Origin of the sequence: Lactobacillus taiwanensis (assembly GCF_017894345.1) — a bacterium.
In the GTDB taxonomy this organism is placed as follows: domain Bacteria; phylum Bacillota; class Bacilli; order Lactobacillales; family Lactobacillaceae; genus Lactobacillus; species Lactobacillus taiwanensis.
Map to the genome: position 1 here is coordinate 1,166,815 of NZ_CP059276.1, position 24,635 is coordinate 1,191,449.

Consider the following 24,635-nt stretch of genomic DNA (forward strand, 5'->3'; position numbering starts at 1 on the left):
TTTCAAAGGTTGTTGAAATATCATTAATTCAATGAATTCAACGTATTTTATTATAGCAAAGTTAAGCGGATTTAATCAGTAAATTATGCAATTTTTTAAATTACATCTTATCTTCAATCCAATCCCAAAACTTATCAACGTTTAATTTAGTAACGCTAGAAAATGGTAAGAAAGAAACATTCTTTTGAGTTAAGTCTAAGCTCTTACCAATCTTTTGCCTAATTTGACTAGCTTCCATCTTTTTAAGTTTATCCATCTTAGTTGCAACTACTAAAATTGGCACATCAAGATAAAGAGCATAATTAAACATATTAATGTCATCCGAAGTCGGATTATGACGTGCATCAACTAATAGGACTAATCCCTCTAGATCTGCACGTGTCTCAAGGTAGTCTTGAATCATTTCTCCAAAAGCAGCTCTCTGCCTCTTAGAAACCTTAGCGTAACCATAGCCAGGAACATCAACTAGATATAGTTCATTATTTACCTTATAAAAATTAAGGGTTTGAGTTTTACCTGGTTGCTGCGATGTACGAGCAAGCTTACGACGGTTAACAATCGTATTAATCAAGCTAGATTTTCCAACATTTGAACGTCCAGCTAATGCAAATTCTGGCAAATCATCTTTAGGATATTGTTTTTCAGAAACAGCACTAATTACGAACTCTGCATCTACGACTTTCATTATTTAGTCGCCTCACTCGTCTCTTTAGCTTTTTCATCCTTATAAGTGATCTTTGGTTCAGCATGCTTAGTAATTACATCCTTAGTGATTTCGACTTTCTTAATGTTATCTTCACTAGGTGTGCGGTACATAACGTCCATCAATGAATTTTCAACGATTGAACGTAAGCCACGTGCTCCCATATGACGGCTAATTGCCATATCTGCAATCGCCTTAAGAGCACCATCGGTAAATTCAAGATCAACATCGTCAAGAGAAAGTAATTTCTTGTATTGTTTTACAAGAGCGTTCTTTGGTTCAGTCAAGATTCTAATTAAATCATCAGTACTCAACTTATCAAGAGTCGTGATAATTGGAATACGTCCAATAAATTCAGGAATCAAACCAAACTTAACTAAGTCACCAGTAGTAAGATTCTTTTGCCAGTCATCTGCATCTACTTGGTTCAGTCCGTTTTCGGCACCAAAACCAATTGTCTTTTTACCTAAACGGTTCTTAACGATGTTTTCAATGCCGTCAAAAGCACCACCAACGATAAACAGAATATTAGTAGTATCAATCTTAATCATCTGTTGTTGCGGATGCTTACGTCCACCCTGAGGTGGAACAGAAGCAACAGTACCCTCTAAAATCTTAAGAAGTGATTGTTGAACACCTTCACCAGAAACATCACGCGTAATTGATACATTTTCTGCTTTCTTAGAAATCTTATCAATTTCATCGATATAAATAATGCCTCGTTGTGCGCGCTCTAAGTCATAGTCAGCATTTTGTAATAACTTAAGTAAGATGTTTTCTACATCTTCACCAACATAACCAGCTTCAGTTAATGTAGTAGCATCAGCAATAGCGAATGGAACATTTAAAATTCTAGCCAAAGTTTGAGCCAAATAAGTCTTACCTGAACCAGTTGGTCCAATCAAAGCAATGTTTGATTTTTGCAACTCAGTTCCAGTACTATCAATATCCATTTGACTAATACGCTTATAGTGGTTATAAACGGCAACTGAAAGAACCTTTTTAGCCCGGTCTTGGCCAATTACGTATTCGTCCAATTGCTTTTTAATTTCCATTGGCTTAGGCAAGTCTTTTGTTCCTTTGATGGAATCTGCTTTTAATTCATCATCTATAATTTTCTTGGAAAGATCAATACATTCATTACAAATGTAGACTCCATTTCCAGCCACAATTTTTTTAACTTGTGACTGTGGTTTACCACAAAAAGAACATTTTACTTCTTCTTGTTCAGTAATTTCGTTAGCCATGAGCCCATCCTCCTTTTCACTTACTTTATGTCAAAAATAAGCTTAGCAGTTCACTTTGACAGAGTAAAGAAAATTGTCTTATTAATTAATAGTAAAGAAAAAAGCGACTGTCATAGTCGCCCTTTTCTTAAACTAGTTATCAACTATTATTTATCAGCCTTTTCTTCGTCATCTTTGGTTGACTTCTTAGCAGTTGATTTCTTAGTAGCTTTCTTAGCAACTTGCTTTGCCTTGTCAGCTACTAAATCAATAGCTTTTCTAATAGCAATATCATGCTTAAGCATATCATCACTCAAGCTACGACGAACAACTTTTTCATCCATGTTGTAGTCGTGTGCTAAGTCCTTAATTTCTTGCTTGATTTCGTCAGCAGTTGCATCAAGTTTTTCTTCTGCAACGATTGCTTCCAAAACAAGATTAGTCTTAACACGTTCTGCAGCACCTTTAGCTAATTGTTCACGCAATTGAGCTTCAGTTGTACCAGTTAACTTGAAGTAAGTTTGTGGGTCAATACCTTGACGTTGCATGTTGCCTAAGTATTGGTTCAATTGGTTTTGAACATCTTCATCGATCATTGCTTGAGGAATTTCATCAATAGTTGCATTTTCAACTGCACCCTTGATTGCTGCATCTTGGATAGCGTCCTTTGCGTCGTCTTCTTTGTGCTTCTTCAAGTCTTTCTTGATCTTATCTTTTAATTCATCAAGTGATTCTACTGAATCATCAACGTCTTTAGCAAACTCGTCATCTAACTTAGGTAATTCTTTAGATTTCACTTCATGAATCTTAGTAGCAAAGTGTGCTTCTTTACCAGCTAAGTCTTTTGCACCGTAATCTTCTGGGAAGGTTACAACAACATCTACATCATCGCCAGCCTTGTGACCGATAAGTTGATCTTCAAAACCAGGAATAAAAGTACCTGAACCTAATTCTAATGAGTAGTTTTGAGCACTACCACCATCAAATGGCTTACCATCAATAGTACCAGTGTAGTCGATAGTAACAGTATCGCCCTTAGCAGCCTTACCGTCCTTTAATACTAATTCAGCATTTTGTTCACGGCGCTTGTTTAATTCTGCGTCTACGTCTTTAACTAAAACGCGAGTGCTTTGCTTAGGAACTTCGATACCCTTGTAGTCACCTAACTTAACTTCTGGCTTAACAGAAACAGTAGCCTTCATTTCCCAAGACTTGTTCTTATCCATTGAAACAGGAGTAATTTGTGGTTGACCAACTGGATCAATACCAGCTTCCTTAACTGCAGCAGTGTAAGCTTCTGGTAAAACGATGTTCAAAGCATCTTCATAAAGAGCTTCTTCACCGTAGAATTGATCGAAAACAACACGTGATACGTGGCCTTTACGGAAACCTGGTACACGTAAGTTCTTCTTAATACGCTTGAAAGCTTGATCCAAGCCTTTTTTTACTTCTTCTTGTGAGATTTCAAAAGTTAATTCACCGGATGTTTTACCGGTCTTTTCCCATTTTACAGACATTAATTAAATACCTCCGATGTCAAATTTGGGTTTGCTATTGCACACTTAACTATCTTACCCTAAACGCTGATAAAACACAAATATAGGGAGAAGATTTTAAAATTTTGGATAAAAAAAAGATGCATCCGAAGATACATCTTTTTTTAGATAGATTGGAATTAGTCAAGAATTTCAGTAACTTGACCAGCACCAACAGTCTTACCACCTTCACGGATAGTAAATTTAGTACCCTTTTCAATGGCAACTGGCTTGATCAATTCAACAGTGAATTCAACGTTATCACCAGGCATAACCATTTCAGTACCTTCTGGTAATTCAATCTTACCAGTTACATCAGTAGTGTGGAAGTAGAATTGTGGACGGTAATCTGAGAAGAATGGAGTGTGACGACCACCTTCATCTTTGTTCAAGATATAAACTTGACCTTTGAAGTTCTTGTGGGTTTGGATTGAGCCAGGTGCAGCTAAAACTTGACCACGTTCAACTTGGTCACGGTCAATACCACGAAGCAATACACCAACGTTATCGCCGGCTTCACCAAGATCAAGAGTCTTGTGGAACATTTCCAAACCAGTAACAGTTGATTTTTCAACCTTGTCAGTTAAACCAACGATTTCAACTTCATCGCCGACCTTAACAGTACCACGATCAATACGACCAGAAGCAACAGTACCACGACCAGTGATAGTAAATACGTCTTCAACTGGCATTAAGAATGGCTTGTCAGTATCACGTTCTGGAGTTGGGATGTATTCGTCAACAGTTTCCATTAATTTTCTGATAACGTCTTGTTGTTCTGGGTCACCTTGAAGTGCCTTCAAAGCTGAACCACGGATAACAGGAACATCGTCACCAGGGTAATCGTATTCACTTAACAAGTCACGTACTTCCATTTCAACTAAGTCAATCAATTCTGGATCGTCAACTAAGTCAACCTTGTTTAAGAATACAACGATGTACTTAACACCAACTTGACGAGCAAGTAAGATGTGTTCACGAGTTTGTGGCATAGGACCATCAGTTGCAGCAACAACCAAGATAGCACCATCCATTTGTGCAGCACCAGTAATCATGTTCTTGATGTAGTCAGCGTGACCTGGAGCATCCATGTGAGCGTAGTGACGATTCTTAGTTTCGTATTCTACGTGAGCGGTATTAATAGTAATACCACGTTCCTTTTCTTCTGGAGCAGCATCGATTTGTGAGTAATCTTCAGCTTGTGCTAAACCGTCTTCTGCCAAAACAGTAGTAATAGCTGCAGTTAAAGTGGTCTTACCATGGTCAACGTGGCCGATAGTACCAATGTTAACGTGCGGCTTAGTTCTTTCGTAATGTTCTTTTTCTGCCATTAATATGACCCTCCTGTAAATTTGCAAGAAGTCCGTTGAGTAAGTAACGGATAATTCTCTGTTGATTATTATACTACTTTCAAAGGTAAAAGCCTAGCTCGTACCCCTTTGAAAATATCCTCTATTGATTATACTAGATCCACAGAAAATGTAAACCTTTTTTGCTCAATATCGGAATTAAAAATCAGAATTTGTTGCTTTTTCATATGCCAAATATTCATATATCTTGTTTAAAAGCTTCTGATTTGCTCCGCCTTCCTTTTTTTCAAGGTATTTTCTAAAATCATGAGCAAATTGATCTGGATCTCTAATATAATCTCTTAAGCGCGGATAAAGCATCCCTAAACAAACATTCATTTCACCAATCATTAAAGGTAATTTACTTGGATCCTGTCTAAAATAATCAGCTAAACTAACACAAACTTCTCGATAAATAGGATTTTTTTCAAGTAAGTCTGTTTCTTTAGGAATAAAGTCCTTTAATTCTCCCAAAATATAAACTTGAATTTTCTCGCTATAACCTAGTTTTACTAAATCCTCACACAATGATAGTCGTAAGGCAAAATTAGGAGATGGATCTATCAAAATACTCTTCGCTAAATTAATGAAATTTTCTGTACTTAAGCAATATAAGAGTAAGTAATCTCTTTCTTGAATATATTTTAATTTTTTAAAATTCCGCATTATTTCTAATTGCTTAATTTGACTAACTGGTTCAATCTTCAGTGGTAATTTTTCATCTAATAAATATTCCAATTGGCTTGCTTCAATTGCATAATGCTGAAAAGCCAAAATTTTGAGATAAGTGTCAAATACCCTTTTATTAGAAAAAAGGTCAGGCTCCTCTTTAATCAAAGAATATGCCTGATCCCCCTTTTCTTGGCTTAAGTAAATTTCACATAACTCACAAACAATATTTGAATCGTGACCTAACCGCAAAGCTTCTAGCAAGTACTGCTTAGCTTGCGGCAAGTCATTATGATCTTTTGCTTCTTCAGCTAACAGAAGCAAATTATCTTGACTCGCATGTGTCATTAAGCTTTTGCCTTCTTTTGTTCTGAATCTTTTTTATGATAGTTTCTTCTATTTGGACGCTTTTCCGAGTTGTTTTCTTGGTTGTTTTGATTATTTCTTCTAGCCATTGCACGATGTCTATTTTGGTTAACTTCCATCACAACTGGTAAAACAACTGGGCGACGACCAGTTTGCTTATAAAGATATTTTTCAACATCATTTCGAACATCTTGCTTTAATTCAGTCCAATCAAATTTCTTATGTTCAAAGTTGTTGTTTACAGCCTCTTTAATTATATCAGCTGCACCATTCATCAAAGCATGATTTGCCTTAATGTAAACAAAACCTCTAGTTGAAACACGTGGTTCAGAGATGATTTTCTTTTTCTTTCTATCAATAGTTACAGCGGCAATGAAGACACCATCATCAGATAAAACTTCACGATCTCTTAAAACAATGTTACCAACGTCACCTACACCTGAACCATCAATCATAATATCTTCGCCTGGTACAGCATCTGTACGGTAGAAACGTCCCTTTTCTAGTGCAAAAGCATCCCCATTATGTGGTAAGAAGATATCCTTCTTATTCATACCCGCTTCAACAGCTAAATCTTTATGAATTTCCAGTAAACGATATTCACCAATTACAGGAATTAAAAACTTAGGTTTAAGCGTATCGACCAACAATTGTAAATCCCGACCAGTTGCGTGACCACTAGTGTGTCTGTCTCTTCCAAGTTCCTTAACAGTTCCACCAGCACGGTAAATCATATCGCTAGTTTGAGCTACCATTGTTTCAACTGAATGTGAAGGGGTAGTAGCAATGAAGACTAAATCGCCATTCTTAATCTTAATCATTCGGTGACGGTTAGTTGCCATCTTTTGAAGGGACTTAAGTGGTTCACCCATACGACCAGTTTCTAAAATTACTAATTCATTATCAGGAATCTTCTTTAAGTCCTTACTGTGAACAAGTAATCCCTTAGGCACATTTAAGTAACCTAATTTCATTGCTGTATAGACAATTTTACCAGCATCTCTACCTGTCAAGAAAACATGTCTTCCAGTTGCAGCCGCTGCTTGGAAAATTTCTTGAACACGGACGATATTTGATGCTTTTGCTGCAGCAATGATGCGACCATCATAGTTTTCAAAAATGTTATAAATATATTTTTCAATATTAGTTTGACGATCATTTGGGAAATTTGCTTCAGCATTAGTTGAATCACTCAGAAGTGCGAGTACGCCCTTTTGGGCAATCTCAGATAAGCGAATAAAGTCAGTTCGATAGCCCTTTTTAGCTGATGGATCAAACTTAAAGTCACCAGTATAGACAATTTCGCCTTCTTTAGTAGAGATATCAATACCTAGAGAATCTGGAATTGAGTGAGTAGTCTTAAAGAAAGAGACATTTGCATTTTTAAATTCAATTTCAGTATCAGCGTCAATTACATGAAAAAGATCATTCTTACGATGTCTATTTTCGCGTTGAACCGCAATCTTAGCTAATTCAATTGTCAATTTTGAACCAAAGACTGGAATATCATAATCTCTCAAAATGTATGGCAATGCACCAATTGAATCTGCATGACCGTGAGTTAAAAAGATACCCGCAATCTTATCTCCGTAGTCACGGAAAAATTGTAAATCAGGGATAACTACATCAATTCCTAATAAAGATGAATCAGGATACTTTAAACCTGCATCCATAATAAAAATTTCATCTTCAACTTGAACAGCGTACATGTTTTTACCATTTTCACGTGCGCCACCCAAGATCATTATCTTAATCTTTTGTGACATATTTTTGCTTCTTTCTATTTATTAAATTTAATTAATTTTATGGATCTTGATGATCAAAACGAAGTTAATCTAATTAATTTTACCATATAATAGTGTGAATTTGAAAGAAACAAAAAAAGCTACCCTTCATGACGAAGAGTAGCTGAGGCTGATAAATTTTAAGATTAACGACGTAAACCTAACTTGTTAATTAATTCACGGTAACGTTGAATATCCTTGTTCTTCAAGTAACGAAGTAAGTTACGACGGTGACCAATCTTTTTAAGCAAACCAACGTATGAGTGGTGGTCTTGCTTGTTAGCCTTTAAGTGGTCGTTCAAGTTGTTAATATCACTAGTTAAAAGTGCAATTTGAACTTCTGGAGAACCAGTATCGCCATCGTGACGTGCGTATTCTTTAATTAATTCATCTTTCTTTTCTTTTGAAATAGCCATTAGAAAAATACCTCTCTTTTAAATAATTGCCATTAACAACGTTAACCGTCGGCGGCGGGAAAACAGCGTCAATGGTTCCAACAAATATTAATATTACATGGAAGTTTTTAAAAAAGCAAGTCCAAATTACCTTGCACCAAGTGCTCGTATTAAGTATAATTAACGAGTAAATCTATTTTATCGAGGTGATTTTGATGCCACAAATTAAATCAGCAATTAAACGTGTTAAGACTAATGCTACTGCTAACAAGCGCAACGCTGCTGAATTAAGTAAATTGAGAACTGCTGTAAGAAAATTCAACGAAGCTGTTGAAAATGACGCAAAAGATGTCCTCGATTTAGAAGTTAAAGCTGCACGTGCTTTAGATAAGGCTGCTTCTAAAGGTCTTATTTCTAAGAACAAAGCTAACCGTGATAAGTCACGCTTATCTAAGAAGGCTGCTAACAAGTAATTATTTACTTGACACCTGATATTAGGCAAAATAAAAGCTCGGAGATTTTTCTCCGGGCTTTTTTGTCGTCTAAATTTTTAATAAGAAAAGTTTTAAGAACTCATCTCCGTGGTAAGTTCCATTCTTGTAGCCATAATCCAGCTCGATTGCTTGTTTTAGCAAAGTCGTTAATTTAGCAAGTGAAACTTTATTTTCGAGTGCTAATTTAACTCGATATAGATTTACTTTTAGCTCTTTGGTAATTTGATCTTTACTCCAGCGTCTATTTTGCAATACTTTAACACAAGTTAAAAACTCTATTTGTGATTCAAAAATCGCCAGAAGCTGAATAGCATTTGCTCCTTCTCTTAAATGATCCTCTAAACGTTGAGTTGCTTCTTGATAATTTTTATTAAAAGCAGCTGTTAAGATTTCAAAGATATTTTCTGATAAAGATCGATCAATATTTTCATTAATCAGGCTTTCAGTAATTTTTTTATCTTCACCAACTATATTTTTAAGCTTTAAGTAATTACTCAAAGAAACATCAAGAACTTGATCACTTCTCTGCATCAAAACTTGAAGAGCCACATTTGTAATTTGATAGCCTTCTTCTTTACTAATTGCTTTAATTACCCCACTCACTTCATAAGGTTTGAGCGAAGTTTCAACTACATTGACATGTTCAAGCAAAAATTTACTGATCTTTTTTCGACGATCAATTTTTTCATAGTTAGCTACAAAGACCACAATATCTTCTAAATCACCCAAATGCTCAATTATTTTTGTTAATTTTTCAATTTGCTTTTTAAATTTTTGTGGAACTTTAGCCATTAAAAAGAAAGGATTCTTAACTACGACAATTTTTTGAGCTGTAAAAAGCGACGATTCTGTCAAAGTAGCCATTAATTCATCAAGACCATCTTCAAGACAGTCGACAATTACTTGATCAAAGTCAGCAAATTTTTTTTGATTAAGATAATCACGAACTAAATAATCATTAAAGAAAGAATCTGGTCCTTGAATCAGTAAGTTGGCATTTTTAGGATTAGTTTGTTTAAAAAGAGATATTAATGTCATTTTGCATTTCCTTTATAAAAAGTCGTAATTGCTTCACTTTGAAATGGTGAATAAGTCCAAGTAATTGTACCACTATCTTGTGTATTTAAGTATGGGATGCTTAAGTCTTTCAAGGTTTTTAAGGTTTCTTGATGAGGATGACCAAAACGATTATTTCTTCCAGAAGATATAAAAACAAGATGCGGATCCAGTTGTTTTAAAAACTCTGGATCACTCGATGTCTTACTACCATGATGCCCTAACTTAAAATAGTCTACATGAAGATTATAGTGACTAAGGATTTCTTTTTCTCCATCCCTTCCCAAATCTCCAGTGAAAAGCCAGCGCTTATTAGCTAATTTAAAAGTCAAAGACAATGAATCTTCATTTTTACCTAGCCCTGGCTCAAAAGGATAAACCACTTCAAAATTTATATTCTTTGTTTTAACCTCATCACCTGCAAGCAACGGTACTAGTTGAACATCATTTACATGGTTATTAATCCTCTTCATAAAAGATTGGTTTTTAGTTAATCCCTTTGCAAAATATAGCTTATCTACTGGAATTTGATCCAGCAATGCTTTTAAATCACCAATATGGTCTGCATCCTGATGGCTTAGAAAAACTCCATCTAAATGATTAATTCCTTGCGAATATAAATATGGAATAGTAATTCTGTTTAACTGTGGTTGACTTTTTCTTTTGCCAAAATTTAGTTTTCCGCCCGTATCAATTAAATACGTCTTTCTATTGAAAGGTGTAGTAATTAAAATACTATCTCCTTGCCCCACATCAATAAAAGAGACTTGTCCTTTAAGCGGAAAATGAATTAAGCAAAAAAGACTAACATAGGTCCCAACTAAGAAAAACTTCAACTTTAACTTCTTAATTTTAATTTTTGGCAAAATAATTAAAGTTATAGTTATCACTAGCAAAAATATCGTCTGAAACCAATTTATTTGACCAAAAGTCACTAAGCCTAATTGTTTGTCAGCAATAAAATTCGTTATATCGGCTACTACTTTAAAAATTGGTTCACTTACTTTACCAATTGCTGGTAAAAGCCAAAATAAAAAAATCACAATAAAGGTCAATGGCAATAAAACAAAGTTAAAAATGGGCACAATTAAAAAGTTATAGATAATTGTTAAAATATTAATTCTATAAAAACTATGTAGCAAAATTGGTGTGATTAATAAATTAAGAGCTAAATTTTGTTTAATATTTTTAAAATTCTGCGTAATTTCTAACCCAAATACTAACAAATAACTTAAAATAGCCCCACTATTTAGAAATAATAAAGGGTTAAAGAGCAGATGTGTTAATACAACAATTCCTAACTTATCTCCGCTACTAACCATCATCTTTTTTCTTTTAAAGAAAATACTCCAAAAATAGCTTAAGCTAGCACGTACAAAGCCCGCTTGAAAGTTGGCCAATAAAATTTCAATAGTTAAAAATGCAATACAAAAGATTGTTACCTCTTCTTCAGTTCGCTTTAAGATCGTTCCAAGCCACATAATCCCTAAAATATAAAGACTTACATGTAATCCAGAAATACTTAGCAAATGAATAATTCCTAAGTCTCGATAACTGTTTAGTAAAACCTTATTATCAGGACTAGGATTTTGCGCTAAAACCATTTCACTAGCAAAAAATTTCGTTAAAGATGGCATCTTTTCAAAATAATTCATTAAATTTTTTCGCAAAACATGAATGTAATCAAAAATAGTTATTTTTTTAGGATAAATTTGATAGTTTTCAAGTTTTACTCTTTCTCTTATTTTTTTGCTCCGACAATATTTTTGATAGTCAAATTCACCTGGATTAGTTGCAGGCATAATTTGCTCTACCTTTGCCCGATAGTCCACCAAGTAGCAAGTATGGTACTTGTTCAGTTTCTTTTCAAAAGAATTATCTATGCTTCCACTAATTAAAACCTTATTTCTACCTAATTTTCCTTCACCATAAAAGAAATTATCTTTAATTTGAATTTGATCACTATAAATCTGAATTGGACCTTCTAAATTTAATTCTTTAGGTTTTTGATAAACAAAACTTACAATTCCCACTAGTCCCAAAAATAGAAATATTAATGGTCGATATTCAGAAAACTTATAGATTAACAATAGAAAGAAAAAGCTTAAAAATATTATTCCAACGATTACTTGAGAAAATGTGGTCGTTTGTAAAATTATAAATGTAACTGAAATGCATCCCAAACTAAGTAACAAATAAAAACTAGATGCATAAAAGCTAGAGCGCCAATTGATCTTTGAGTTTTTCAAAAGTCTTTTCACCAATTCCTGTTACTTTGGTCAGATCTTCAATTTGTTTGAAACCACCATTTTGATCACGATACTCAATAATTTGTTCTGCCTTTTTCCGACCAACGCCATTTAACTTTTGTAAGTCTTGAACGGTTGCCGAATTCAGATGAACCTGTTCTGTATTTGAGCTTGAAGTCGAATTTGAACTAGATGAATCAGAAGAACTACTAGTTGCAGACTTGGTAGCAGGAATATCTTCTATCTTTTCTCCAATATGAGGAACATAAATTTGATCTTGATCTTTCAACAGTGCTGCTCGATTAATTGCACGCGTTTCTGCTTTATCAGTCAATCCACCACATAGCTTTAACAAATCATTCAGGCGTGCACCATTTTTTAAGGTATACACACCACTATGCTTAACTGCCCCTGTAATATCAACCGTCACTGTATCCTGCTTAGATGAGCCCTTGAAACCTGTACTCGACTGCATGCTCTTACTATCACTTTTAGGAAAAGAGGTAGATTGCGTTTTATTTTCACTTAAAACTTGTTGGTTATTCACTACAGGCTGATTATTTTTCTGCATGATATATCCTCCAACAAAAAGTAAAATAATAATTCCAACTACATAAAATTTCCTTTCAATTATGAATTCTTTAAGTTTTTCAAAATCCACTTTTATCACCTCATTATTTATTACGAAAAAAAGCAGCATTTTTTGCTGCTTTTAATTTATTTTTCTAAATAATTTAGTGCATCTTCAAATCGAGCTACAGGAACAATCTTCATTCTAGTATGAATTTTTTTAGCAGTCCTGACTGCTTCTGCATAATTTGTCTCACCCTTTTTAACTCCTGATGGACGATCAGTTGGCGCAAAAAACACTTTCATTCCCTGCCGACTAGCAGCAATTACTTTTTTATCAACTCCACCAATCATACCTACTTTACCATTACTATCAATTGTTCCAGTCCCAGCAATCTTTTGATTAGGACTAAGATTTTTTCTTGTAAATAATTGATAGCATTCAAGAGTAAACATTAGCCCGGCAGACGGTCCGCCAATATCTCCAGAATTAATCTTAACTTCTGGTTTTGTAACTACGCGCGTATGATCCACTAATTGAATACCAATGCCATAGCGATCTGTTCCGGCCAATTTAACTGTTTTTCCAGAAAAACTCAAATGCTTATTTCCTCGGATAACTTCTATTTTGACGTTTTTCTTTTTTAGCGTTGAAACGTATTTAATTAACTCTTGACTAGAAGCAAATTTTTTATCGTTTACACTAATTAAAATGTCTCCAACTTTCAATTTATTTTTAAAAGTTGAATTCTTCATTATTTCCATCACATAAACGCCTAAAAATTCTTGTCGGTGTGGTACATTAGCCTTTTTAGCAGCGTAGTAAATAGCATTATTTTGACTAGTTTCCATATAGTATTGCTGCATTTTGTTATATTCAGCGCTAGTTGAAGTCCCCATCAATTCATTTCTTGAGTAACGGGTATCTGCTGACCTGAAAAAACTAGTCAAATAATCAATCATCACTGCCGGTCGTTCACTAACCGTTACTAAATAGAAGTTGGGATTAGCCTTTCTATCACTTTTGATATATTTACTTATTTGAAAAGCCTCTCCAGGAGACTCAATATAGTACTGCGTTGGCCATAAACAAAAAACAATAGCTATTAAAAATGCTGCTATTCCTAGCAGCCAAAACTTTATCTTTTTATTTTTCTTCATTTCTATTCCTCAATTTTTCTTCTAAAGCAGCTGCCACTGGCTTTGGCACCAGCTTAGAAACATCTCCACCGAAAAATACTGTTTCTTTAATCATACTTGAGGAAATGAAACTATCTTCTGGACGCGTAAACAATAAAACTGTATTCAAATCTGGATCTAAAGTTTTATTAATTCCCGCAATATCTCGTTCATAATTAAAATCAACTGTATTTCGCAACCCGCGTACAATTACTCCTGCATTTAGCTCATGTGCAACTTCAACAGTTAATTCCGCTGGACGAGCAATTACTTCAACATTATTATCATTTTCAAAAACTTTCTTGGCTAAATCTAACCGCTCTTTTTCATTGAAAAGATAATTCTTACTAGTATTAGTCATAATTACCACATACAACTTTTCAAACATCTTAGCAGCAGCTTCAATAACTTCTACATGTCCATTGGTTATCGGATCAAAACTTCCAGGAAAAATCGCCTTCGTCATTTTACTTCCTCTTGTACACCTTTACCTTCGTTCTCCCTAATTGATGATCTTTAATGATTGAAAAACCATCAACTTCTGGTAATTCATCATGCTCATCTGTTTCAGCAACAATAAGTGCATTTTCTCTAAGCAAATCATTACTTAATAACTTAGTCATAATCTTAACAATTTTTTGTTTTGCATAAGGTGGATCAAGAAAAATTAAATCAAACTTTTTGCCCTCATCATGCAAAATCTTAATTGCACGGTTATCACTGCACTTTAGAACTTTAAAACGATCTTCCTCTTTAGTTAGCTCAACATTTTTCTTAATAATTTGGCAAGCCTGTCCACTAATGTCTACTAAAACCGCGTTATCGTAGCCACGAGAAACTGCTTCAATTCCCAAAGCACCACTGCCTGCATAAAGATCCAGTACTTGGCCACCATCAAAAAACTGTCCTAAAGAATTAAATAAAGAGCCTTTTACTTTATCGCTTGTTGGTCTTGTAGCATTTCTTTTCAATGTATGTAAATTACGTTTAGCATATTTTCCTGCAATAATTCTCAAACCCGTAAATCCTCGTTTTCTTCTCGTAATTTTTCTGCTTCTTCTTTTAATTCACGCATCATTTCTTCTTCGTGTTCAGCTGAGAAGTCAAGTTCATCTGTTTTAGATGTTTCTACAGCCTGCACATAATTCTTGCTTTTTAGTTCAGTAATTACTTTAGATGCATATTCGGAACTTACATATAGAATTACATACTTGTTTTTACGTGAAAAATAAATAATATTACCAAATCTACGTAACTTATATTGATCACTAATTTGATAAAGCCAGACAATTATCTGCGTGCGTGCAGTCATCTTTTTGCTTGATCCATCTTTAAACACTAGACTCAAAGTACACTCCTACTTTCTACTAAGGCTTTCTTCTCTGCGGCTGAAATATTCAAAACTAGTCCTAAAGCGGCAGTCAGAACAATCATAGAAGACCCACCATAAGAAATAAACGGTAGCGTTACCCCAGTAATTGGCAATAATCCTAAAACTGCTCCTACATTAAAGAGTGTTTCAGTAAAAATCATCGTTACTACACCAAAACAAACTAAGGCATTAAATTGAGATTCGGCATGAATTCCCACTTCCATAATGCGCCACATCAAAAAGAAAAGAAGTGTAATAACCACAATTGCACCAATTACACCAAGTTCTTCTGCAGTGATTGACAAAATAAAGTCAGTGTACGGTTCTGGCAAGTAGCCTCTTTTTTGCATACTATTTCCTAGACCGACACCAAATAAGCCCCCATTATGAATTGCATAATATGAGTTTACTAACTGTGCACCGCCAGTTTTTTCTAGCTTAAAGGGATGAACAAAAGCAAGTAAACGCTGGAATTGATATGAATCTTTAATAAAGCCTGGAGTCCAAACTAGCAAAAACAACATTAATAACACAATTCCAGCAAATAATCCAATTAACCAATAAACTGCTAATTTAGTTGGAATACCTGAAACGCTATACATTACAAAGACAATCATGAAAAGAATAGCTGACCCACCAAAGTCTGGTTCTAAAATAACCATTACAATCATGATAAAAGAAATGACAGTTGGGCCAAATAAATTATGCCAAATTTGTCCAGGAACAAATTTTCCATCTCTTCTTGATAAAACAAATGCCAAATAAAGAACTAAAGATAATTTAGCTACTTCAACAGGCTGAATATTAATAAACCCTAAATTAATCCATCCAACTGCCCCATTAACAGCAGCTTTTCCATGGCTAACTATTTTAAGAAAAATTAAAAATAGCAACATCAAACCTGAAATACCTAAGTAAGATAAGACAAATTTTCGATTTTTAAATACCTTCAATTTTAATGCAAAACATGGAATTCCAAAAAATAAAAATGCTGCAAGAAAATATATAATTTGTCTTTTCATGTATACACTCGGTGAAAATCCATTCACCAATAAAATATCCGAGCTTGCTGAATAGACCATAATAATCCCAATAGTTGACAAAACTAAATATGGGATCAAGATGCTATAGTCTAAGTATCTTAATTTCTGTCGCACGATATATCTGCCCCTTTAGTTAAATAATCTTTTTTATTATATCACTACCTTTGTCCAACAAAAAAAGTAGCTCAATAATTGAGCCACTTTTAAAAATTAAATAAGAATCTAACTATTTGTTACGCTTCTTATCTGCCTTTTTTCTTTCGTTAGTGTTCAAAATCTTCTTACGTAAACGAATACTTTCTGGAGTTACTTCACAGTATTCATCATCGTTCAAGAATTCGATAGCTTCTTCCAAAGTCATAGTCTTAGGAGTTTTAATAGAAGCTGAGTGATCTTTACCAGCTGCACGAGTGTTAGTTAAGTTCTTACCCTTAGTTACGTTAACAGCAATATCACGTTCACGTGATGATTGACCAACAATCATACCTTCATAAACTTCAACACCAGCACCGATGAATAATTCACCACGTTGTTCAACTGATTGAAGTGAGTAAGTAGTTGATTGGCCTTGGTTAATTGAAACTAAAGCACCATTACGACGACCTGGTTCCCAATTTTTAACTACAGGCTTGTATGAATCAAAAGTATGGTTCATAATTCCGTAACCAGCAGTTTGAGACATAAATTCGTTGTTGTAACCAATCAAACCACGTGATGGTACTAAGAATTCAAGTCTAGTTTGACCATTACCAGTAGATTCCATGTTCTTCATTTCACCTTTTCTTTGTGAAAGTGAATCAATAACTGAACCTACGTAAGCATCTGGAGTATCAACTTGAACTGCTTCAAATGGTTCACACATTTGACCATCAATTTCACGGTAGATAACCTTAGGACGTGAAAGTTGTAATTCGAATCCTTCACGACGAAGTTCTTCAACCAAAATTGATAAGTGTAATTCACCACGACCAGAAACAGTCCAGGCATTTAATTGATCAGTTGGTTCAACCTTTAAAGAAACATCAGTACGAGTTTGACGAATCAAACGATCTTCAAGTTTCTTAGGTGTAACTTGATCACCTTCACGGCCAGCAAATGGTGAATCGTTTGCAACGAAGTCCATTTGAAGAGTTGGTGGATCAATCTTAAGAAGTGGTAAAGCCTCAGGTTTATCAGCAGAAGCAATAGTTTCACCAACGTAAATATCATTAATACCAGAAATAGCAATGATATCGCCGGCCTTTGCTTCTTGAATTTCATTACGCTTCAAACCAAAGTAACCAAATAACTTAGTAACACGGAAGTTTTGAGTTGAGCCATCACGCTTCATAACAGTGATGTTATCACCAACTTTAACTTTTCCACGGTAAATACGACCTACACCAATACGACCTACATAGTCATCCCAATCAAGCATAGTGATTTGGAATTGTAATGGTTCGTCAGAATTATCCACTGGAGCAGGAATGTTCTTAACAATAGTATCAAAAATAGGATCCATTGTTTCTTCTTGCTTAGCTGGGTCTGATTCATATGAAGAAGTACCATTCAAAGCAGATGCGTAAACAACTGGGAAATCAAGTTGTTCATCGCTAGCACCTAATTCAATGAATAATTCAAGAACTTCATCCAATACTTCCTTTGGACGAGCACCTGGACGGTCAATCTTGTTAATAACTACGATTGGCTTAACACCAGCTTCTAAAGCCTTCTTAAGCACAAAACGAGTTTGTGGCATAGTACCTTCGTAAGCATCAACAAGCAATAAACATCCATCAACCATGTGCATGATACGTTCTACTTCACCACCAAAGTCGGCGTGTCCTGGCGTATCCAAGATATTAATTGTAGTATCACCATACTTAACAGCAGTGTTCTTAGATAAAATAGTGATACCACGTTCACGTTCGATAGCATTAGAGTCCATTGCACGGTCTTCTAGATTCATGTGTTCTGGTAATGTATCTGATTGTTTTAACAATTGGTTAACCAAAGTAGTCTTACCGTGGTCAACGTGTGCGATAATGGCAATATTTCTAATATCGTCTCTTCTTTGCAAAAGAAATTCCTCCCCGAACTTCATAAAAAAACTGTGACTCCAGTCACAGCTCTCTTACGCAAAATAATAATGCAGTTATTGAAGCTTTATATCTCTATAGTTTCGTTTTACAATTCTACTCTAAAAATATAATATCGTCAACGAAAGTACAAGCTGTGAACTGTTTATTTTTTAACAAAAATATTATACCAAAAACTTCGATCATTGCCGTCTTTTCTTTCAATTGTTATCATATTTATAGCAAATAAAGAAATAAGGAGATTTTAATTTTGATTTTAATGCATGATATTACACGTGATGGCAATCCTGTTTTAAGACAAGTTGCTAAGCCATTAACTTTTCCATTATCTGATGAATATAAAAAATTAGCAGATGAAATGATGCAATACTTAATCGATTCTCAAGATCCTAAGATTGCTGAAAAGCATCAATTAAGAGCCGGTGTTGGTTTAGCTGCACCTCAAGTAGGTAAAAGTATTCAAATGGCCGCTCTTTTAGTTCCAAATGACAAAGGCGAGATCATCTTTAAAGAAGTTTTTGTTAATCCAAAAATTCTTTCTGAATCAGTTAGAAAAGCTTGCCTTGCTGAAGGTGAAGGTTGTCTTAGTGTAGATAAGGATATTGAAGGTTATGTTCCTCGTCCTGATAAATTAAAGATTCGCTACTACACAGTAGATGGAGAAGAAAAAACAATTCGTTTAAAGGACTACCCAGCAATTGTTGCTTCTCACGAAATTGACCACTTAAATGGTCACTTATTCTACGACCGCATTAACAAAGAAAATCCTTTTAGTTTAGCAGAAGATACTATTGTGATTTCCTAAAAGAAATCTTTATTTTTTATATTAGACGATAGATCTAAGATAGTTCTATCGTCTTTTTATGTACCTATATATGAGGTAATTGGTATACTTCAAAGCAAGTTTATGATAAAATTTTAATAGCTATGAATTTCTGCATGATTTCATGTAGAAGTTTTTTTGAACGTTTTAAATATAAGGAGATTATAAGAAATGATCTACAAAGTTTTATACCAAAAAGACCAGATCGTTAATCCAAGAAGAGAAACTACAAAAACTCTTTTTTTAGAAGCAGATAACGTAGTTGCAGCAAGAACTATGGTTGAGGATAATACCCCCTACAACATTGAACTCATCCAAGAATTAACTGGAAACTCTCTTGCTTACGAAAAGCAAAATCCAGATTTTAAGCTGACAACTTTTAAATCTGAGGATAAATAGCGACCTTGAAATTAAAAAATAACGAAGTCGGCGTTTACGCTATAGGGGGTCTAGGCGAAATCGGCCGTAATATGTACTGCGTTGAGTACCAAGATGAAATTATCATCATGGACTGCGGTATCAAATTCCCAGAAGACGATATGATGGGAATTAACTATGTTATCTCAGACTATTCTTATTTAGTTAAGAACAGAAAAAAAATTAAAGCATTAGTAGTCACTCACGGACACGAAGACCATATTGGAGGAATTCCTTATCTTTTAAAGAAGATTCCGGAAATTCCAGTCTATGCTACTCCATTTGCTTTAGCTTTAATTCGTGGAAAGCTTGATGAACACGGTATTTTAAATTCTAGTGAACTTCATGAAGAACACGAAGATACTGTTTTAAAGTTCGATAAATTATCAGTTACTTTCTTTAGGACAACTCACTCAATTCCTGATACCTTAGGAATTGCAGTTCATACTCCTGAAGGGGCTGTTCTTTTCACTGGGGACTTCAAGTTTGACTTAACTCCAGTTATGAATCAACCAGCTCCTGACTTTCAGGAAATGGCTAAACTAGGAAAAGAAGGTGTCTTAGCCCTCTTATCTGATTCTACTAATGCAGAAGTTCCTACGTTTACAAAATCAGAAAGATTTGTTGCTCATTCATTGCACGACATCATTACTGGAATCAAAGGTAGAATTATTTTTGCTACCTTCGCTTCTAACCTTTACCGTGTATCAACTGCCATTAAGGCTGCTGTTGATACCGGTAGAAAAGTAGCAATTTTTGGTCGTTCAATGGAAAATGGTGTTCAAAATGGTATTGATCTTGGCTATCTAGATATTCCTGAAGGAACTTTAGTAGATGCTAACGAAATTAACCATACTCCACCTGAAAAGGCAATGATCTTATGTACTGGTTCTCAAGGTGAACCACTTGCTGCTCTGTCAAGAATTGCAGATGGTACTCACCGTCAAATTTCCTTACAACCAGGAGATACAGTCATCTTTTCATCTAATCCAATTCCAGGTAACACTACTAGCGTGAACCACTTAATTAATAAGTTAACTGAAGCTGGCGCTAATGTTGTTCATGGTAAAATTCATAATGTTCACACTTCTGGACATGCTGGACAAGAAGAACAAAAGATGATGATTGAATTAACTAAACCAGAATATTTTATTCCAGTTCACGGTGAATATCGTATGCAAGTTGTTCATACAGAAACAGCCCAATCTACTGGGATGCCTAAAGATCATACTTTTGTTCTAAAAAATGGTGACGTACTTGCTTTAACTAAAGACTCATCAAGAATTGCTGGTCACATTAATATACCAGATGTCTTTGTTGACACTTCTGGTAGCGACGATGTTGGTAATATCGTTGTTCGCGATCGTCAGATCTTGGCTGAAGAAGGTTTAGTTGTAGTTGTAGCAACTGTAGACTACAAACACCAACGCGTTCTTGCAGGACCAGATATTTTGAGTCGTGGATTCGTTTATATGCGTGAGTCAACAGAGCTGATTAGCCAAGCTCAAAAACACGTTTACCATATTCTTAAGACAGAAATGGCAAAAGATCCACAACCAAAAGAAAATGAAATTAGAAAGGCAATCATTGAAAATCTTCAAGATTTCTTATATTCAAAGACTGAACGAAGACCAATGATCCTGCCAATGCTAATTGAAAAGAAATAAAATAAGCCCTTCGGGGCTTATTTTTATACAAGTTAGGCTAAATAAATGATGAAAAAAGTTTATCTACTTGTTAATTTAAAATCAGGGAGCAATAAAGGTGAAGTAGCTTTTAAAGAGTTAGAATCTATTCTACAAGAGAAAAAAGATACCTTATAATATTCAGATTTCAACCTATCCCAGTCAACTAGTACCAATTGCAACTAACCATCCCTACTTTGGTAATGGCATTCCAATTTTACCAATTGCCGATATCCATAATCATCATTTAGATATCGTCATTATTGAAAAGCATAATTTAATTAAATTTCTTTACTTATTTTCTAAACTCTTAATTGATGGATCGCATATGCAGAGTAAACAATTTCACTACTTTGAATCCTCTGAAATCGAAGTGAAAACTCAAAAAACTGAATACGGTCAACTTGATGGAGAAGAATTAAATAAAAGAAAATTTCATTTAAAATTTAAAGTCGATAACTTTAATCTTTTACAATAAAACAAATAATAAGTGTCTGAAAAAAATTCAGAAATTAAGAAATCCTACTAAATCTTGGTATTAATAAACCTTGATTTAATAGGATTTTTCTTTTGAGTAAAAGTATAAAATTAACTAAAATAGACTTTTTTCCAAAACACTTATTAATTTCTAGATTTTAATTTTATGTCTTCCATACCAATCATCGGATCAATCTTTCCAGAATAAATTAGATCCGGCGTTAAAATATAATCCTTAGGTTCTTCAGCCTTTGTTTGTCTATCAGAATTATTCCCTAGTACTTGTTGTGAAGTACTTTCGTCACTTTTAACTTCAGTTTTAACCTCTTTTAAACCTAATTCATGCCTAATTTTGAAAGCTAAGTCTGTTTTTCGATCATTTCCTGGTGTACGCAAAGCCATAATATACGCTTTTTTCTCGCCTACCATTACAAGATTTTTTTCAGCACGAGTAATGGCTGTATAAAGCAAATTACGTCTCAACATCATATAATTTTGCATAGTCAGGTTCAAAATAACTAGTGGAAATTCAGAACCTTGTGATTTATGAATAGTAATCGCATATGCACGTGTAATATCGTTTAGATCTTTAACTCCAAATTCAATTTCTCTTCCATCAAAATCGGCAATCAGAATTTTTGCCTTATCATCAGGATTTAAACCGATAATTTTACCAATTTGACCATTGTAGATATCTTTTTCTGGATTATTTTGTAATTGTAAAATTCGATCTCCAATTCTAAAACTCTCATTATGAGCTTCAATTACTTTAGTTTTTGAAGACATTGGATTCATGACATCTTGCAGAATATCATTTAAGTGCGTAATTCCGCCCTGACCATTATACATAGCTCCAAGTACTTGAACATCATCCTTTTTAAAACCACGCTTAATTGCCAAATTAACAATTTGATCAATCGCATCTCCCACCAAGCTTGGCTGACAAGGGATAAAAGAATAATTTTTAGTCTTATCAAATATCACTTGCTCAGCAGCTTCTTCATTAATTGCGTGAGCTAGCTTAATAATAGATGAATCCTCTCCCTGTCTATGAATAACTTGCAAACGTGTAGTTGGAAAAGCATCGGACTTGATTAAATCACTAAATATGTTACCTGCACCCACTGAAGGAAGTTGGTCTTGATCTCCTACAAACACAATACGCTTAGTCGAATTAATACCTGATAATAATTGCTTAAACAAAAACATATCTACCATTGACATCTCATCAATGATTAGTATTTCTCCATTTAGTTCATTAACATCAGTTGCATCATTTTCTCCAATTCCTAAACCTAATAAACGGTGAATAGTTTTAGCTGAAATATCAGTAATTTCACTCATTCTTTTGGCCGCTCTACCCGTAGGAGCAGCTAATAAAAATGGTGGATCTTCACTATATAAAGCACCGCTTGGAATACCGGCAAGCTCTTTTAAGCACATCAGAATTCCGTTAATAATAGTTGTCTTACCTGTACCGGGACCACCAGTTAATATTGAAAGTGGATTATTCAGAGCATTCCGTATTGCATTCTTCTGTGTTTCATCGTATTTAATCTCAAGTTCATCTTCAGCGTGAGAAATTGCATGATCAATTTCTTTATCGCTAAATACTTCTTTTTCAACTTGATTTTTGACCACACGCTTTAATTCATTTGCAATATCAAGTTCAGTCTGAAAAATGCCTTGAAGTGCAGCCTTATCACCAGAAACAACAACTTTCCCTTGTCTCTGCAATTCATTAACGCTATTTGCTAGATCATCATAAGAACTAGCCTGAATTAAATCATAAGCTTGCGTCAATAACTCATCAAGGGGAACGTAAGTATCTCCAAGAGTACTTAGAGCAGTTTGCAATACACTTAAGATAGCACCCCTAATTCTTCTTGGATCATTAGCTCCGATATTAAGTGCACGCCCAATATTATCAGCCGTTTTAAAACCGAATCCACGAATTTCACCAACTGCTTGATAAGGATCATCTTCTAATTTTTTTAGAGATTCTCCATGATAGGCCTTGTAGATATTACCCGCAATTTTTTTATTAATTCCATATTTAGCCAGCTTGATAACAATTTCTGAAAAAGAATCCATTTGATTAATTCCAGATAATAAACTATCTTTTTGTTTTTGAGTTAAATCTAATGTTTCAATTTCAGTTGGATTAGCTTTAATCAAATCAAGCGCATCAGTTCCTAAGCTATCAATAATTTTTTCAGCTGCTTTTTTACCAATTCCTGGAAATTTATCGGAACTTAAATACTTAGTTAAACTTCCTTCTTCATGAGGTAAAACTGGTTCATATGAACTTACACGAAATTGTTTACCAAATTTTTCATGCACAACAATTTGTCCAGTAAATTTATAAGTTGAGCCAATCTGAATATCACCGAAATTCCCGGTTACACGAATATTATCACGGTCAAAATCAGCTAATCTACTGATCAAATCTACGTCAATAATCTTGAAAAGATCTTGATTATTTTCAAAAACAATTCCATTTATTCGTCCAGTAAAACTAGTTTTTGTCATTTTTACCTCTAATTAGTTTTGCAACTGCATTATATTGCTTCTGGGCTTGCGCAAAATACTTAGGATCTTGATTTTTAGACAGTTTAAAATACTTTTCCGCTTCATTAGGATTAGTATCAAACAGAGTTAAGCCTAGCAAAAAATTAACCTTAGAATTTCTTTGATCTTTTAAAATTTGACTATAAGTTTGATTTGCAGTTTTTAAATCTCCTAAACTAAGCCAAATATCACCAAGTAACTCTAAGGTTCTCTCATCTTGATTTTTTAAAGTTAGGGCATAAGCTAAAGCTTTTTGATATTGTCCTAACTTCATAAAAATCAACGCTTTTTGATACATCGTTTCTTCATCATCTTTAATGGAATTAAGCAAAGCGAGAGATTTTTGAAATTCTCCTTGCAGATAATAGCAAACAGCAATATTATATGTCAGTTCTTCAGGATGGTTAACAAGACCGCGTGCTTTTTCTAATAGTTCTAAGGCTTGGTCAGCAGCATTTTGCTCAATTAAATATGTCGAAAGTTGCAAATAGTTTTCAATATCTTTCGGATCCCTATTTATACGCTCGACTAGTAAATGTATTGCCTTATCTACTTCGCCAGCATCATATAAGTTGGCTATTTTTTTATCCATTT

23 protein-coding genes and 1 pseudogene are annotated in these 24,635 nt (G+C 34.3%); 6 read left to right on the forward strand and 18 right to left on the reverse strand.

Translation table 11 applies throughout. The features are described 5' to 3' along the window. Positions 1-100: 100 nt before the first annotated feature. From yihA to rpsO, 7 genes are all read right to left on the reverse strand, one after another. Positions 101-685, reverse strand: coding sequence for a ribosome biogenesis GTP-binding protein YihA/YsxC (gene yihA, locus H1A07_RS05590; RefSeq protein ID WP_210144649.1), 585 nt, complete (start codon positions 683-685; stop codon positions 101-103). After that, a complete protein-coding gene (gene clpX, locus H1A07_RS05595) occupies positions 685-1,950 on the reverse strand; it encodes an ATP-dependent Clp protease ATP-binding subunit ClpX (RefSeq protein ID WP_210144650.1) in 1,266 nt (421 codons plus the stop codon). Before clpX ends, yihA begins: the two co-directional genes overlap by 1 nt. Before the next feature lie 146 nt (positions 1,951-2,096). Further along, positions 2,097-3,446, reverse strand: coding sequence for a trigger factor (gene tig, locus H1A07_RS05600; protein ID WP_210144651.1), 1,350 nt, complete (start codon positions 3,444-3,446; stop codon positions 2,097-2,099). A gap of 158 nt (positions 3,447-3,604) precedes the next feature. Next, on the reverse strand, positions 3,605-4,795 hold the full coding sequence (gene tuf, locus H1A07_RS05605) for an elongation factor Tu (protein WP_057719388.1): 1,191 nt from the start codon (positions 4,793-4,795) through the stop codon (positions 3,605-3,607). A gap of 177 nt (positions 4,796-4,972) precedes the next feature. Further along, a complete protein-coding gene (locus H1A07_RS05610) occupies positions 4,973-5,830 on the reverse strand; it encodes a hypothetical protein (protein ID WP_210144652.1) in 858 nt (285 codons plus the stop codon). Continuing rightward, positions 5,830-7,614, reverse strand: a complete 1,785-nt coding sequence (locus H1A07_RS05615) for a ribonuclease J (protein ID WP_210144653.1) — start codon at positions 7,612-7,614, stop codon at positions 5,830-5,832. Before H1A07_RS05615 ends, H1A07_RS05610 begins: the two co-directional genes overlap by 1 nt. A gap of 164 nt (positions 7,615-7,778) precedes the next feature. Further along, positions 7,779-8,048, reverse strand: coding sequence for a 30S ribosomal protein S15 (gene rpsO, locus H1A07_RS05620; RefSeq protein WP_004894315.1), 270 nt, complete (start codon positions 8,046-8,048; stop codon positions 7,779-7,781). A 194-nt stretch (positions 8,049-8,242) separates the two neighbouring features. On the opposite strand from rpsO, the gene rpsT reads away from it, so the two are divergent. After that, positions 8,243-8,500, forward strand: a complete 258-nt coding sequence (gene rpsT / locus H1A07_RS05625; protein ID WP_011161866.1) for a 30S ribosomal protein S20 — start codon at positions 8,243-8,245, stop codon at positions 8,498-8,500. A gap of 69 nt (positions 8,501-8,569) precedes the next feature. Here the strand turns inward: rpsT and holA are convergent, their stop codons facing one another. The 9 genes from holA to typA all read right to left on the reverse strand — a co-directional run bounded on the left by holA (position 8,570) and on the right by typA (position 18,073). Then, positions 8,570-9,559, reverse strand: a complete 990-nt coding sequence (gene holA, locus H1A07_RS05630) for a DNA polymerase III subunit delta (RefSeq protein WP_210144654.1) — start codon at positions 9,557-9,559, stop codon at positions 8,570-8,572. Then, positions 9,556-11,841: a DNA internalization-related competence protein ComEC/Rec2 gene (locus tag H1A07_RS05635; RefSeq protein ID WP_210144655.1), complete on the reverse strand. Its 2,286-nt coding sequence runs from the start codon at positions 11,839-11,841 to the stop codon at positions 9,556-9,558. The genes holA and H1A07_RS05635 overlap by 4 nt, the downstream gene beginning before the upstream one ends. Beyond that, positions 11,795-12,487 (reverse strand): helix-hairpin-helix domain-containing protein, encoded by a 693-nt coding sequence (locus H1A07_RS05640; RefSeq protein WP_210144656.1) that lies wholly within the window; start codon positions 12,485-12,487, stop codon positions 11,795-11,797. Before H1A07_RS05640 ends, H1A07_RS05635 begins: the two co-directional genes overlap by 47 nt. Positions 12,488-12,543: 56 nt before the next feature. Beyond that, positions 12,544-13,557, reverse strand: a complete 1,014-nt coding sequence (locus H1A07_RS05645) for a SepM family pheromone-processing serine protease (RefSeq protein WP_210144657.1) — start codon at positions 13,555-13,557, stop codon at positions 12,544-12,546. Next, a complete protein-coding gene (gene coaD / locus H1A07_RS05650) occupies positions 13,544-14,041 on the reverse strand; it encodes a pantetheine-phosphate adenylyltransferase (protein ID WP_210144658.1) in 498 nt (165 codons plus the stop codon). Before coaD ends, H1A07_RS05645 begins: the two co-directional genes overlap by 14 nt. A 1-nt stretch (position 14,042) precedes the next feature. Continuing rightward, a complete protein-coding gene (gene rsmD, locus H1A07_RS05655; RefSeq protein ID WP_210144659.1) occupies positions 14,043-14,591 on the reverse strand; it encodes a 16S rRNA (guanine(966)-N(2))-methyltransferase RsmD in 549 nt (182 codons plus the stop codon). Next, positions 14,588-14,923 (reverse strand): YlbG family protein, encoded by a 336-nt coding sequence (locus H1A07_RS05660; RefSeq protein WP_057719397.1) that lies wholly within the window; start codon positions 14,921-14,923, stop codon positions 14,588-14,590. Before H1A07_RS05660 ends, rsmD begins: the two co-directional genes overlap by 4 nt. Continuing rightward, a complete protein-coding gene (locus H1A07_RS05665; RefSeq protein ID WP_094498482.1) occupies positions 14,920-16,104 on the reverse strand; it encodes an FtsW/RodA/SpoVE family cell cycle protein in 1,185 nt (394 codons plus the stop codon). Before H1A07_RS05665 ends, H1A07_RS05660 begins: the two co-directional genes overlap by 4 nt. A 112-nt stretch (positions 16,105-16,216) precedes the next feature. Continuing rightward, positions 16,217-18,073: a translational GTPase TypA gene (gene typA / locus H1A07_RS05670; protein ID WP_057719399.1), complete on the reverse strand. Its 1,857-nt coding sequence runs from the start codon at positions 18,071-18,073 to the stop codon at positions 16,217-16,219. Positions 18,074-18,318: 245 nt separating this feature from the next. Between typA and def the strand changes: the two genes are divergently transcribed. The 5 genes and pseudogenes from def to H1A07_RS05690 all read left to right on the forward strand — a co-directional run. After that, positions 18,319-18,873 carry a peptide deformylase gene (gene def, locus H1A07_RS05675; RefSeq protein ID WP_057719400.1) on the forward strand — a complete coding sequence of 185 codons (555 nt, stop codon included), beginning with the start codon at positions 18,319-18,321 and terminating at the stop codon, positions 18,871-18,873. Positions 18,874-19,062: 189 nt separating this feature from the next. Then, positions 19,063-19,290 (forward strand): DNA-dependent RNA polymerase subunit epsilon, encoded by a 228-nt coding sequence (locus H1A07_RS05680; RefSeq protein ID WP_003647122.1) that lies wholly within the window; start codon positions 19,063-19,065, stop codon positions 19,288-19,290. Between the two features lie 5 nt (positions 19,291-19,295). Continuing rightward, positions 19,296-20,975 (forward strand): ribonuclease J1, encoded by a 1,680-nt coding sequence (gene rnjA, locus H1A07_RS05685; RefSeq protein ID WP_057719401.1) that lies wholly within the window; start codon positions 19,296-19,298, stop codon positions 20,973-20,975. A 45-nt stretch (positions 20,976-21,020) separates the two neighbouring features. Then, positions 21,021-21,131 (forward strand): acylglycerol kinase family protein, encoded by a 111-nt coding sequence (locus H1A07_RS10260; RefSeq protein ID WP_244974099.1) that lies wholly within the window; start codon positions 21,021-21,023, stop codon positions 21,129-21,131. After that, positions 21,112-21,471: pseudogene (locus H1A07_RS05690) on the forward strand (diacylglycerol/lipid kinase family protein); the annotation flags it as partial. The gene H1A07_RS10260 and the pseudogene H1A07_RS05690, both read left to right, overlap by 20 nt. A 143-nt stretch (positions 21,472-21,614) precedes the next feature. Here the strand turns inward: H1A07_RS05690 and recD2 are convergent. Together recD2 and H1A07_RS05700 are read right to left on the reverse strand one after the other, a co-directional pair. Beyond that, positions 21,615-24,002, reverse strand: a complete 2,388-nt coding sequence (gene recD2 / locus H1A07_RS05695) for an SF1B family DNA helicase RecD2 (RefSeq protein ID WP_210144660.1) — start codon at positions 24,000-24,002, stop codon at positions 21,615-21,617. Next, positions 23,989-24,633 carry a tetratricopeptide repeat protein gene (locus tag H1A07_RS05700; protein ID WP_057719403.1) on the reverse strand — a complete coding sequence of 215 codons (645 nt, stop codon included), beginning with the start codon at positions 24,631-24,633 and terminating at the stop codon, positions 23,989-23,991. The genes recD2 and H1A07_RS05700 overlap by 14 nt, the downstream gene beginning before the upstream one ends. Positions 24,634-24,635 lie beyond the last annotated feature (2 nt).